Source organism: Burkholderia sp. BCC1998 (genome assembly GCF_905339875.1).
GTDB lineage: Bacteria > Pseudomonadota > Gammaproteobacteria > Burkholderiales > Burkholderiaceae > Burkholderia.
In genome coordinates this window covers 54,879-68,532 of sequence record NZ_CAJPHE010000027.1, presented here as the reverse complement: position 1 = coordinate 68,532, position 13,654 = coordinate 54,879, and the positions used below count along the sequence as shown (strand labels likewise).

Annotated in this window: 9 protein-coding genes; 4 read left to right on the top strand and 5 right to left on the bottom strand. The window is 67.6% G+C overall.

Features of this window, described 5'->3' with window-relative positions; genetic code table 11:
- Positions 1–188: 188 nt before the first annotated feature.
- The 4 genes from U5A56_RS32275 to U5A56_RS32260 all read left to right on the top strand — a co-directional run bounded on the left by U5A56_RS32275 (position 189) and on the right by U5A56_RS32260 (position 8,677).
- On the top strand, positions 189–1,394 hold the full coding sequence (locus U5A56_RS32275) for an MFS transporter (protein ID WP_044847510.1): 1,206 nt from the start codon (positions 189–191) through the stop codon (positions 1,392–1,394).
- A 419-nt stretch (positions 1,395–1,813) separates the two neighbouring features.
- Positions 1,814–3,121 carry a dicarboxylate/amino acid:cation symporter gene (locus U5A56_RS32270; RefSeq protein ID WP_124487130.1) on the top strand — a complete coding sequence of 436 codons (1,308 nt, stop codon included), beginning with the start codon at positions 1,814–1,816 and terminating at the stop codon, positions 3,119–3,121.
- A gap of 468 nt (positions 3,122–3,589) precedes the next feature.
- Complete coding sequence (locus tag U5A56_RS32265) at positions 3,590–5,524, top strand: SMP-30/gluconolactonase/LRE family protein (RefSeq protein ID WP_321926580.1); 1,935 nt, start codon at positions 3,590–3,592, stop codon at positions 5,522–5,524.
- A 267-nt stretch (positions 5,525–5,791) separates the two neighbouring features.
- Positions 5,792–8,677, top strand: a complete 2,886-nt coding sequence (locus tag U5A56_RS32260) for a beta-propeller fold lactonase family protein (protein ID WP_415749247.1) — start codon at positions 5,792–5,794, stop codon at positions 8,675–8,677.
- A 132-nt stretch (positions 8,678–8,809) separates the two neighbouring features.
- On the opposite strand, the gene U5A56_RS32255 is transcribed toward U5A56_RS32260, so the two are convergent.
- From U5A56_RS32255 to U5A56_RS32235, 5 genes are all read right to left on the bottom strand, one after another.
- Positions 8,810–9,259 (bottom strand): GNAT family N-acetyltransferase, encoded by a 450-nt coding sequence (locus tag U5A56_RS32255; RefSeq protein WP_321926576.1) that lies wholly within the window; start codon positions 9,257–9,259, stop codon positions 8,810–8,812.
- 67 nt (positions 9,260–9,326) lie between these two features.
- A complete protein-coding gene (locus tag U5A56_RS32250) occupies positions 9,327–10,283 on the bottom strand; it encodes a hypothetical protein (protein ID WP_321926574.1) in 957 nt (318 codons plus the stop codon).
- 126 nt (positions 10,284–10,409) lie between these two features.
- Positions 10,410–11,366 carry an amidohydrolase family protein gene (locus U5A56_RS32245; RefSeq protein WP_321926572.1) on the bottom strand — a complete coding sequence of 319 codons (957 nt, stop codon included), beginning with the start codon at positions 11,364–11,366 and terminating at the stop codon, positions 10,410–10,412.
- Entirely contained in the window at positions 11,344–12,291 is a 948-nt protein-coding gene (locus U5A56_RS32240; RefSeq protein WP_044847506.1) for a YncE family protein, read from the bottom strand. Before U5A56_RS32240 ends, U5A56_RS32245 begins: the two co-directional genes overlap by 23 nt.
- 57 nt (positions 12,292–12,348) lie before the next feature.
- Positions 12,349–13,641: an MFS transporter gene (locus U5A56_RS32235; RefSeq protein ID WP_321926570.1), complete on the bottom strand. Its 1,293-nt coding sequence runs from the start codon at positions 13,639–13,641 to the stop codon at positions 12,349–12,351.
- Positions 13,642–13,654: the final 13 nt, after the last annotated feature.

The following is a 13,654-nucleotide window of genomic DNA, read 5'->3' as shown; positions in this document are numbered from 1 at the left end:
CGGGCAGCGGCCGCGCCGCGTGTCGAGGTCGCGGACGGCCCGGGCAGTCGGCACAGTCACGCGAGTCCTGCCGCGCGGTGTGCCGATTACCGGCGCTGACGTGTTCCCGCGCCGCGGCGCGCCTGTCCTGTCGGGACAGGGAACCCCGTGGCAAGTCGCACCGCCCGCAACCTCGATGCAGATCGATCATGAGCGCTCCAACCCCGATTGCCGGCAAGCCTGCGATTCCACGGACCGTGTGGGCCCTGGGCCTCGTGAGCCTCTTCATGGACCTGTCGTCCGAACTGATCCATGCGCTGTTGCCGATCTATCTGGTGTCGACGATGGGCATGAGCGTCGCCGCGCTCGGCGTGCTCGAAGGGGCGGCCGAAGCGACGGCGATGATCGTCAAGGTGTTCTCCGGCGCGATCAGCGACTGGCTCGGGCGCCGCAAGGGGCTGCTGCTGATCGGCTATGGCCTCGCGGCGCTGACCAAGCCGTTGTTTCCGCTGGCGTCCACGCCGGCCGTGGTCGTGACGGCCCGTCTGCTCGACCGCGTCGGCAAGGGAATTCGCGGCGCGCCGCGCGACGCGCTCGTGGCCGACGTCGCACCGCCCGAAATCCGCGGCGCCTGCTTCGGCCTGCGTCAGTCGATGGATACCGTGGGCGCGTTTCTCGGGCCGATGCTCGCGATCGTGCTGATGCTCTGGTTCGAGGACCGCATCCGGACCGTGCTGTGGTTCGCCGTGGTGCCGGCCTTCGTCGCGATCGCATTGATCGTCTTCGGCGTACGGGAGCCCGAGCAGTCGAAACCGGACCGGCGCTTTCGCTCGCCGTTGCGCTGGAACGCGCTGCGCGAGTTTCCCCGCGGTTACTGGTTCGTCGTCGCGGCCGGCGCGACGTTTACGCTCGCGCGCTTCAGCGAGGCATTCCTGGTGCTGCGTGCGCAGCAGACGGGGCTCGATGCGGCATGGATCCCGGGCGTGATGGTCGCGATGAGCGTCGCCTATTCGGCGTCCGCCTGGCCGGTCGGCATCCTGTCGGACCGGCTCGATCGCCGCGTGCTGCTCGCGGCCGGCATGGTGCTGCTGATCGCGGCCGACCTGCTGCTCGGCATCGGCACGTCGACGCTCTCGATGTTCGCCGGCGTGGCCGTGTGGGGGCTGCACATGGGCTTCACGCAGGGCATCCTCGCCGCGATGGTGTCGGAAACCTCGCCGGCCACGCTGCGCGGGACCGCGTTCGGCGTGTTCAACCTGGTGAGCGGCATCTGCATGCTGCTCGCGAGCAGCATCGCCGGCGCGCTGTGGGCGCGTTTCGGCGCGTCGGCCACGTTTCTCGCCGGCGCGGCGCTGGTCGTGGTGCCGCTGTGCCTGTGCCGGTTCATGCCGCGACCCGGCACGTCGCCGGCGTGATGCGTCACGCCGCGGGCTCGCCGACGCCCCGCGCAAGGCCGAACTGACGGGCGGGCGCGACGGTGCCCGAAGATCGAAGCCGGGGCGCCGCCCGTCGGCGCACTGGCTACCGGCCCCCGGCCCGAAGCCCGAAGCTGGAAGCCCGAAGCCCGAAGCCCGAAGCCCGAAGCCCGAAGCCCCAGACCGGCGAAGGCTCACTCCGCCTAGTTCCGCGCGTCGCGTTCCGCCCTTAGCTTTCAGATTTGAAAGATTGTCCGGCGTTTGCGATAGAATGCCTCCCCTGTTCGCCGTGGCCATACCCACGGACGGGCTCCGGCATTCGAAAACGGCGCGCACCGCGCTCGCGGAATTCCATCCCCGTTTCAATGCCGGCGATCGACCTGCCGTTGGAAACACCCGTTCTGTAATTTGGATTGCTAATGAAGAAGAAGCACAACATCACCAAGTACATCGTCATCGCGATGGTGCTTGGCATTGCCGTGGGCTACGCCTGTCATAGCGCGTTTCCCGACCCGAAAATGGCCAGGGAAGTCGCCGGCTACGTGTCGCTGCTGTCCGACGTGTTCCTGCGCCTGATCAAGATGATTATCGCGCCGCTGGTCTTCGCGACGCTGACGGTCGGCATCGCGCAGATGGGCGACAGCGGGTCGGTCGGCCGCGTCGGCGTGAAGGCGTTCGGGTGGTTCTTCATCGCGTCGTTCACGTCGCTGCTGCTCGGCCTGATCACCGCGACGATCCTGAAGCCGGGCAGTCACCTGAGCCTGCCGCTGCCGGCCGCCGATGCGGCGCTGAACCTGAAGACGGGCGCATTCACGCTGAAGGATTTCGTCGTCCACCTGGTGCCGAAATCGATCGCCGAGGCGATGGCGAACAACGAGATCCTGCAGATCGTCGTGTTCTCGATCTTCTTCGGCACCGCGCTGTCCGCGCTCGGCGACGCCGGCAAGCGCCTGACCGGCGTGATCGACGATCTCGCGCAGGTCATGCTCAAGGTGACGGGCGCGGTGATGTGGTTCGCGCCGGTCGCGGTGTTCGCGGCGCTGGCGTCGACGATCACGACGGAAGGGCTCGGCATCCTGCTCACGTTCGCGAAGTTCATGGCGAGCTTCTACCTGGCGCTGGCGCTGCTGTGGGGCGTGCTGACACTCGCCGGCGTCGCGTTTCTCGGCAAGCGCGCGTTCACGCTGATCCGCCTGATCCGCGAGCCGTTCCTGCTGTCGTTCGCGACGGCGAGCTCCGAGGCCGCGTATCCGAAGCTGCTCGATGCGCTCGACCGGTTCGGCGTGAATCGCAGGATCTCGAGCTTCGTGCTGCCGATCGGGTACTCGTTCAACCTCGACGGCTCGATGATGTACTGCACGTTCGCGGTGCTGTTCATCTCGCAGGTGTACGGGATCGACCTGCCGCTCGGCACGCAGATCACGATGCTGTTGATGCTGATGGTGACGTCGAAGGGGATGGCGGGCGTGCCGCGCGCATCGCTCGTCGTGATCGCGGCGACGCTCGGCCAGTTCCATCTGCCGGAAGCCGGACTGCTGCTGATCATGGGCGTCGACATGTTCCTCGACATGGGGCGCTCGGCGACCAACGCGGTCGGCAACTCGATCGCGGCTGCGGTGGTCGCGAAGTGGGAAGGCCAGCTCGGCGATTCGCGCGACGACACGGATCCGGACGGCGGCGGCGAGATCAGGCAGGCGGAAGTGCGGGAGACGGCAACGTCCGCGTGATTTCCCCGTTTCAAATGAAATGATCTGCACCGGCCTGGATTCGACCTGGATACAGGCCGGTGCAATATCTGCCGGCAATACCTGCCGGCAATACCCGCCAGCAGTCGTTCTTTTACCTGCCTCCGGCGATTTTCCCGATTCGCCGAAAAACCTCCCCATTCCCGATACGCCGCATTCCGACCCGCGGTGATATTCCCCTCGGCGAACGCCGTATTTCCTCGATATCAAGGTACGCGCGTAAGTGGTCATTCACTCTCGCGCAATCGCGCGCGCCGTCTGCGCCCGCGGTCCGCAATTTTTTTCGATTTATATAACGCTATTCTCGCTGCAGCCGATTATCGAATGCGCGCGCGATGTAATACCGACTGCACCGGATGATTTAGGCGGCAGTATTTACGCACTGCCGATTTCAAACCATCCGGCCGCCCCATCATGTGAATGATTCCACCATTCAGGAGAGCATCAGCCATGGTCGCCGGAAAACCGATTCAGGCCGTGCTGCTCGCCGCCGCGATCGCCACGATTGCGCCGGCCGGATACGCGGGCAACACCACCGACTGGCTGGCGAACACGTACGGCACGCTCGCCGCGCACGTCGGCAACGTCGCGCGTTCGATGTGGGTCGCGCCCGAAGGCGTGATCTACACCGCGTCGATGTGGGACGAGGACGAGGGCGGCGTCGCGATCTACCAGAACGGCAAGAGCGCCGGCTCGATCGGCACGCATTCCGAATTCCAGGGCAGCGCGATCACGGGCAACGCGACGTCGCTGTTCGTCGCGCTGCAGCCCGGCAACGGATACGGCAGCGGCGCGGTCGGGCGCTACAACCGCGCGACGCGGTTCCGCGACAAGCTGATTCAGGTCACGGCGGCGACCGACCAGCCGCGCATCGACGTCGTCACCGGGCTCGCCACGGCCGGCTCGCTGCTCTATGCGAGCGACTTCTACGGCAATCGCGTGCGGGTGTTTACGACCGACGGCGTGTGGCAGCGTGACATCGGCGTATCGGCGCCGGGCGCGCTCGCCGTCGACGGTGCGGGCAACGTCTGGGTCGCGCAGAAGAGCGCGGGCGCGGTCGTCGAGTTCAGCCCGGCCGGTGCGCTGCTGAACACGATCCGGCTGGCCGCCGGGTCGCAGCCGTCTGCGCTCTGTTTCGATGCGGCGACGGGGCAGCTGATGGTCGGCGACGAAGGCCCCGACATGAACATCAAGCGCTATACCGTCGCGGGCCGGCCCGCGCTGGCCGGCACGTTCGGCGTGCGCGGCGGTTATCTCGACACGACGACGGGCACCAAGGGGCAAGTCGGCGCGCAGCGCTTCACCCGCGTGGCCGGCATCGGCAAGGACACGGCCGGCAACCTGTATGTACTCAACAACTCGTGGGGCGGCAGCTGGGATCTCGGCCGCAACGGCGCGACCGACATTCACGCGTACGGCAGCACCGGCAGCCTGCGGTGGACGCTGCAGTCGCTGAACTTCGAAGGCATCGCCGCGCCGGACCCGGTCACCGACGGCGCGCTGTTCTACAGCGCCACGCACGTCTACAGCGGCACCGCGGGCGGCACCTTCGTCGCGAACACCGTCGATCCCTTCACGTATCCGTCGGATCCGCGCATCAATATGGGCGACACGCAGCGCGACGAGCACTTCGGGCTGCTGACGTCGGTCGGCGCGAACCGGATCCTCGTCGCGGCGGGGCAGAATCCGCCGGTCTACTATTTCTTCCACTTCAACGCGGCCAACGGCTACGTCGCGATTCCGGACGGATCGATCCCCGGGCCCGCGTTCAACACGACCCGGCGCGTGTCGGCCGGCTTCAGCCTCGACAGCAACGGCGGCGTATGGGCCGGCCTCGACAAGACCGGCGCCATTTATCACTATCCGCTGGCCGGTTTCGATGCGAGCGGCAAGCCGTCATGGGGGCCCGGCGTGCCGACGCCGGTGCCGGCCAGCATCCAGCCGCTCACGCGCATCGTCTATCTCGCCGACAGCGACACGATGGTGCTCGCGCAGGGCGTCGTCGGCAGTACCGACTGGACGTCGATCGGCACGCGCATCGAGGTGTATCACGGCTGGCGCGCGGGCAACACGATGAAGCCGAACCCGGTGATCACGCTGCCGCACAGCGGCGCGAAGTCGATCGATGCGGCCGGCAACCACCTGTTCGTCGGCTACTGGTTCAGCAGCAGCGGGCCGCTGTGGCCGAACATCGACGCATTCAATCTCGACACCGGCAATCTCGACACGACGCTCGTCAACGCGAGCCCGGCGACCGTGGATACCAGCAGCGCGATCGATGCGATGTACAGCGTGCGCGCATACCGTCGTGCGAACGGCGAGTACGTGGTGACGAAGAACAACGTGAAAGGGAACAGCATCACCGTTTACCGGTGGACGCCTTGAGGGCGAGGCCTCAAGGCCACGATGACACCACGATGGCTGTCATCGAAGTGCCTTCGCTGTAACGATGTGTAAGAAGCCGGCCCGCAACGGAGCCGGTCATCCGCTTGACATTGGGCGGCGATGTAATGCAGGCACGTCGGCGATCGTCGACGCAATGCACTCGATCGATTGGCAAGAGCCCTCGCCGCCGTGCGACATGGGCAGACAACGCCAGGATCATGCCGGACACGTCAGACGGTAATCGCCCCATCAGTACAGAGGATTCCTATGAAAAATAGCCAGGTCAAGCGCGCGCTCCGACTCGGAGCCGTCATGTCGGCCGTGTTGCTTGCGTCGCACGCGCATGCGGACGGTTTCGACGCCGCCGATGCCGCCCGCGTGCCGAGCGGTCAGTTCGTCACGCCGCTCGCCGTGCGCGGCGCAGTCCAGCAATTCCTGAATCCGGGACTGCCGGCCTATCCGCATTTCGTCGCGGGAGAAGCCGTGCGCTCGCAACTGAGCCCGGACGGCAAGACGCTGGCGATCATCACCGCCGGCCAGAACTCGCTGTACAAGCCGGACGGTTCGGTCGACACCGCGGCCTCGACGCAATTCATCTTCCTGTACGACGTCGCGGGCGCGAACAAGACGCGCCCGGTGCTCAGGCAGGTGCTTCAGCAGACCAACGCGTTCGTCGGCCTGGCGTTTTCGCATGACGGGAGCACGCTCTATGCGACCGGCGGCAGCGACGATGCGGTCTACGTCTACGCGCAGCAGGGCGGCGCATGGGCGCTGTCGACGACGATCGCGCTCGGCCACGCCGGCAAGGGCGTCGGCATTCGCGTGCAGCCGAACGCGGCCGGGCTCGCGCTGTCGGCCGACGGCAAGACGCTCGTCGTCGCGAACAACTACAACGACTCGATCAGCGTGATCGATACCGCGACCCGCAACGTGCGCTACGAGCACGACCTGCGGCCGTTCTTCTCCGGCAACGAAGGCCGCAGCGGCGACGCCGGCGGCACGTTCCCGTTCGCGGTCGTGATGAAGGGCAACGGCGTCGCGTACGTGTCGTCGGATCGCGATCGCGAGATCGTCGCGATCGACGTGTCGTCGCCGTCGCGCGGCCGCCTGCTCAAGCGCATCAAGCTGGACGGCAATGCGCTCGGCATGACGCTCGACGCGTCGCAATCGAGGCTGTTCGTCGCGCAGGACAACGCCGACCAGGTCGCGGTGATCGATACGAACACCAACGCGGTCGTGACCCGGATCGACGCGCGCGCGCCGGCCGGCGTGCTGGCGCACGGCCAGGCGCACACGGGCGCGGCGACGTACGCGGTCACGCTGTCGCGCGATGGCCGCACGCTGTATGCGACCAATGCCGGCGCGAACGAAATCGCCGTGATCCCGCTCGTCGGCGAGCGCGCGTATCGCGTCACCGGCCTGATTCCGACCGCGTTCGAGCCGCACGACGTGACGTTCAGCGCCGACGGCACGTGGATGTACGTGGTGAACGGCAAGAGCACCACCGGCCCGAACCCGGACCACCTGTTCGGCGCGACGCCGGCGCAGGCCGCCGCGTCGCGCGCGTCGAACGAATACCAGTTCCAGCTCGAGCGCGCGTCGCTCGTGAGCGCGCCGGTACCGGCGGCCCACGAGCTGCCGACGCTGACGCAGCAGGCCGCGCGCAACAACTTCTATCGCCCGGAAGACAACGACAGGGACAACGAAGTGATGGGCTTCCTGCGCCGTCACATCAAGCACGTGATCTACGTCGTGAAGGAGAACCGCACGTTCGACCAGGTGCTCGGCGACATCGGCAACGGCGCCAACGGCGATCCGAAGCTCGCCCAGTTCGGCCGGAACATCACGCCGAACTTCCATCGCCTGGCGAGCCAGTTCGTGACGCTCGACAACTTCATGAACCCGGGCGACGGCAGCATGGACGGCTGGTCGTGGGCGCTGCAGGGGCGCGTCACCAACACCGAGACGATCACCCAGCAGATCAACTACGCGGCGGTCAATCGCGGCCTGTCGTACGAGAGCGAAGGCACGAACCGCAACGTGCCGGTGAACTGGGAGACGGTGCAGCAGCGCGATGCGGCGGCCGGCCCGGCCGGCACCACGAACTACAGCAACGCGGCCGCCGCCCTGCCGGGCGGCGCGGCGAACCTGCTGCCCGGCACCGGCAACCATGCGTCGTCCGACGCGCCGTTCGGCCGCCAGCGCGGCTACATCTTCGACGCGGTGCTGGCCGGCGGCGGCACGGTACGCAACTACGGCTTCCTCGTGAACAACGTCGGCAGCATCGGCACGGCCGCGAACCCGATCGTCGATCCGCGCGCGGCCGGCGTCGTCCAGGCCGCGGCGCTCGACCCGCGGCTCGCGTCGATGACGGACGTGTATTTCCGCGGCTTCGACCAGAACTATCCGGACCAGTGGCGCCTCGACGAGTGGAAACGCGAGTTCGACCAGTACGTCGCGGGCGGCAACCTGCCGACGCTGTCGCTGGTGCGCCTGTCGCACGATCACATGGGGGCGTTCGGCACGGCGCTCGCCGGCGTGAACACGCCGGAGACGCAGCAGGCGGACAACGACCTGGCGGTCGGCCGGCTGGTCGAAGCCGTCGCGAAGAGCCCGTATGCGAACGACACGCTGATCGTCGTGACCGAGGACGACGTGCAGGACGGCCCCGACCACGTGGATTCGCATCGCGGGCCCGCGTACATCGTCGGGCCGTACGTGAAGCAGGGCGCGGTGATCCGGACGCGCTACAGCCAGGTCAATGCGCTGCGCACCATCGAGGACGTGCTCGGCACGCAGCACATGAACCTGAATACCGCGTACCAGCGGCCGATGACCGACGTGTTCGACGTGCACGGCCCGGCGTCGTGGACCTACACGGCCGTCGCGTCGACGGCGCTGAAGGGCACCGGGCTGCGCCTGGCCGACGGGGCGGGCGAGAACCTGCTGCACTACGCGGCCGGGCCGGACGTCACGCCGAAGCATGACGCGGCGTACTGGGCGAAGGTGACGGCGAAGTTCGATTTCGACGATGCCGACGAGGTGCCGGCGGATCAGTTCAACCGCGTGTTGTGGAAGGGCATGATGGGATCGCAGCCGTATCCGAAGCTCAGGGGCGTGACGCAGAAGGTGGCGAGCCGCGACGACGACTGATCGTCCGGCTGGACGGTCTGCAAGCGGGCCCTCCCGGCGGGAGGGCCCGTGTTTTTTTGCGAGGTGTGCGGCGGGGGGCTGCGTCGGCGGCGTCCGGTGCGCTACGTGAGTGGCTGGCCGGGCCGCGCGGCGTCATGCGTGCCATATCAGGTTCGCGCTGCTGTCCGTTTCGGAAAGGAGCCGGAACCCGAGCCGTTCGTAGAGGCGCCGCGCCGGGTTGCCGTGCAGCACGCTGAGCGATACGGGCACGGGCTCGCGCGCGGCTTCGCTCAGCAGTTCGCGCAGCACGGCTTCGCCGATGCCTCGGCCCTGTCGCGACGGGAGGATCTGGATCTGGTGGACGTGCCATTCGCCGGCGGCGCGCGTCACCTTCAGCAAGCCGATCGAGTCGGCATCGGCATCCGTGCCTTCGCAGACGATCATCGCATCGTCGAAATTCGCCACGATGCGCTGGTGGTGCGCTGCGTCGTCGGTGGGCGCGCCGACGCGTTGCAGATGCTCGGTCATCGTGAGCCGGCGCAGCCTCAGCAGGAACGGCAGGTCGGCGGCAGACGCCGGGCGCAGGCGGATCGCAGGGGGCATGGTCGGAGCGCGTTCGAGAGCGGGTTCGATGGCATGCAGCGCATGATTCACGAGCGCGGCATGCCGGTCAAAGGCCGGGCAACTGGATTTGCCGCGCGGCCGGACGATGCTCGAGGACGTTCGTGACCTCGTATTCGGTCTTGGCTCCGTCGGCGGTCTGCCACTGCTGTACGCGCACGCTGCAGACGAGTACGTCGCCCTTGCTGAAGCTGATCTGGTTGTTGTCCACGCGCGTCAGGAAATTCGCATCGGTGATCGCGGCGTGGATCGTGGCGGCACCGTCGTAGAGACGCCATTTGTTGTCGTCCTTGAACGCGAGCGACACGATCGAAAACGCCATCTTGCGATGCTCGTCGAGGATCGGTACGTTGGCTTGCTCGGGTACGCGGAACCAGTCGACCTCGTCCCGGGTGACGGTCTCGAACACGTCCGTGTCGGTGCCGGCCGAGAAAATCGTCACGCCGTCGCGCGAAAGCGGCATGAGCGCACGGGTGGTCGCCTCCCGGACACTCACGTCCCGCAGCAGGGTGAGGACGGACAGTTCGATCTCGAGCGTTTCGCCATCGACGTGCAGCACGGCGGTGCGTTCGTTCATCCGAACGCGCTGGATCGGGCGGCCGCGCAACCACTTGAGTACCGCGAACAGGCCCTTTCCGACTTTCGGACCGGCAATGCCGAGCGCGGTCAGAATCGTGACGGCATTGGCGAGTGCCGCGCCTTCGCTGCCGCTCAGCATGTCGCGCATTCTGCCGAGGAGCGAGGTCGCGAGCGTGAAGTCGATGCCGAAGCTGCCGGTCTTGAAGCTGCCCCGGACGTTCACCTGTGGCCGAACCTGGTCTCCGCAGAGCGCCTTGGCCGAGGCCTCGAGCAAGTCGCCGACGGCGAGAAGGGCGGGGGCGAGTTCCCGCACGTCCATTTCGGACGATTCGAGTGCCGGCCCGTCATAGGTGATGCGAAAGTGGCTCATGTCGCCAAGTGTACCGGCCGCGGCGAAGCCGGCCGTGTTTCCGTTGCGGTTGATCATGCCGGATGGGTTGACTCGAAAGGCCATCGACGCGCGAAGCGCAATGCTTTCGTATACCTTTCGAATCATCCTGCGGTCAACCGGATACGTACGATTCTGGCCGTCCGGCCGATGCGTCAAGCCCGCTCACGCGATCCGGTACACACGCATCGCGTTGTCATGCCAGATCGCGCGGCGCGCCGCGTCGTCGAGGTCCGCCATCGCGCGGGCAAACGTGCGCAGCAGCGCCGGATACGACACCCGCAACCCCGCCACCGGAAAATTGCTCGCGAACAGGCAGCGCTGCCAGCCGAATATCGCGATCGTGTCGCGGATGATCCGCGCGTTGTCCGCGTCGTTCCACGCCGCATCGCGCAAGCCGAGTTCGGAGATCTTGACGGTCACGCGCGGCGAGGCGGCGAGCGCTTCCATGCCGCTGCGCCAGCGCGCGAGCCCTGTGTCCGAACGGTCCCACGGCAGCCCGGCATGTTCGAGCACGACGTCGACGCCGGGCGCATCGGCCAGCAGCGCGGCCGCGTCGCCGAGATGCCAGAACGGCACGCGCAGGTCCCAGCTCAGGCCATGCGCGGCCAGGCGTTCCAGCGCGGCCGGCCAGCGCGGGTCGCGCAGCGTGCCGGGCTCGTCGACGGCCGCGTCCGGCGACGCAGCGGTGCGCGGCTTGAACCGCACGCCGCGCACGCGTGGCCATGCGGCCTGTTCGGCGAGCCGCTCGTGCGCGTCGTCGGCCAGCAGGTCGACCCACGCGACGACGGCCGACGGCAACCCGTGCGCGGCCGCGACCTCGTGCAGCCAGCGCGTCTCCGCGAGCGCCTCGTCGCGCGCCCGTTCGGCCTCGACGTGCACGCTCGCGACGAGCGGCGCGCGTTGCGCGGCGTGCCGGTAGTCATCCACGCCGAAATCGCGGCACAGCGCCGCGTAGTCGCCGAACATGAAGTGCGCCGGATCGTACCGGTCCTGCAGCCACGGGTAGTGCGCACCCGCGCCGAGCTGCCAAAGGTGGTGATGCGCGTCGACGAGCGCTGCCGGCATCGCGTCGGGCGGCGGTGCGTCGTCGCGCCGCTCAGCGCGTGCCGGCGAGCACATACGACGCATCCGGTTCGCGCAGCGTCGGCAATGCACCGACGAACCGCCACGCATCGAGATCGAGTTCGCGCACGTAGTCGTCCTGGAACGACACGTACGCGACGCGCCGCGACGGATGGAACGACAGCGCGGTCGGGTTCGCGGGCAGCGCGACGCGTTCGATTTCCTCCAGCTGCCGTGCATCGAACACCGAGATCGACCGCTCGCCGGAATTGGTCAGCAGCAGCAGGTCGCGGCCGTCCGGCGCGGTGGTGCGGTAGATGCGGTTGGGATCGCTGCGGGTCTTCACGCGGCGGCCGCAGGTCATCGTGTCGGTGTCGATCTCGACGAGCGTGTCGTCGCCGCGATTCGCGACGAACAGCGTGCGCTCGTCGCTCGACAGCGCATTGCCTTCGGGACGCGGGCCGGGCATTACCGCACGCGGCGCGACGGTCGCGTCGCGCGGATGGAATTGCGTGACCGTGTTCGACAGCAGGTGCACGCCGTACGCGCGGCTCGCATCGCGCGTGAGCGTCACGAGGTGCGTCTTCACGCCGCCGGACGGCACGGCCATGTTCGGCACGGCCTGCCGGGTCGGCGCGTCGAACACGAGCAGCATGTCGTGCGCCTCGCTCATCGCGTACAGCCGGCCGTCGCGATCGGCCGCCATCCCGTGCGGCCGGTAGTACGGCCACAGGTCGAGCATGCGCGTGTGCGTGCGCTCGACGAGGTCGATCTCGGCGATCCGGTGATCGCCTTCATGGCCGCGCGACCACGCGGTCTCGATCCCGAAGATGCCGACGTACGCGAAGCGGTCGTTCACGTCGACGGTGAACTCGTGCGGGAAGTTCGGCAGCACGATGTGCTTGAGCGCGGCTTTCGTTTCGAGGTCGTAGAAGCTGAAGGTGTGGGCGCATTTCTGCACCAGCAACAGGATGTCGTTCATGGTGTGTCTCCGTTGATTCGTTCGCGTGTGCGCGCGTCGGTGTCGGTGCGTGTCCGGTCAGTCTTCGCAGCGCCTGGGCAGCGTCAGCGCGAGCAGGCCGGCCACCGCGAGCGTGACGGCGAGGCTGTACACGCCGGCGGCCGCGCTCACGTGCTGGGTCAGCACGCCGACCGCATACGGTCCGCAGAAGCCGCCGAGGTTGCCGAGCGCGTTGATCAGGCCGCGCGCGCTGCCGGCCGTCTCGACGCTGCACAGCTTCGGCGGAATCGCCCAGAACACGCCGGCCGCCGCCTGCAGGAAGAAGCCGCAACCGATCAGGAACGCGAACGACACGATCATCGACGCATGCGTGAGCACCGACAGCGCGAGGCACGCGGCAAAGCCGACGAGCGGCAGCAGCACGAACAGGCGACGCTTGCCGGTCCGGTCCGACAAATACGACGTGGCGAACATCCCGATCACCATCGCGACATACGGCAGCATCGCGAGCAGGCCGACCTTGCCCATCCCGCCGTGCGTGAGGTTTTTCAGCAGCGTCGGCAACCACATCGTATAGCCGTAGATGCCGACCTGATAGCAGAAATTGATCGCGATCAGCAGCCAGATCGTCGGGTTGCGCAGTATCGCGCCGAACGACGCGGCGGCCGGCGTGCCGGCGGCCTGCTTGCGCGCCTGTTCGTCGCGCAGCGCGTCGAGGATGTACGCCTTCTCGCGCGGCGACACCCAGCGCGCGGTTTCCGGGCTGTCGTCGGCGAACATCAGCCACGCGAACAGGCACAGCAGCGACAGCGCGCCGGCGCTGTAGAACAGGTGATGCCAGTCGTAAGCAGCGAGGATGAAGCCGGACAGCGGTGCGGTGATCATGCCGGCGAGCGGCACGAACATGATGACCATCGCGTTCGCGCGGCCGCGTTCGCGGTCGGGAAACCAGTGGCTGACCATCGTCAGCACGACCGGCAGCATCCCCCCTTCCGCCACGCCGAGCAGGAAGCGCAGCGCCAAAAGTTGCCACGTATGGGCGACGAGCCCGGTCAGCACCGACAGCACGGCCCAGCTCACGAGCGACCACGCGATGAACTTCTTGCCGCTGCCGAGCGCGGCGCGCCGGCCGCCCGGAATCTGCAGGAACAGGTAGCCGAAGAAGAAGATGCCGCCGGCGAGGCCGGCCATCGTCGCGTCCATGCCGAGTTCGGCGTTCATCCCGCCCGGCATCGCGAACGCGATGTTCACGCGGTCCATGTACGAAACGATGCAGGCGAGCAGCAGCGGCGGAATTACGCGCAGCCAGCGGCGGCGCGGAATGGCATCGCCGGCTTCATAGGCCGGGGTGGCGGGGTTCAGCAAAGTCATGGTGTCTCCGATC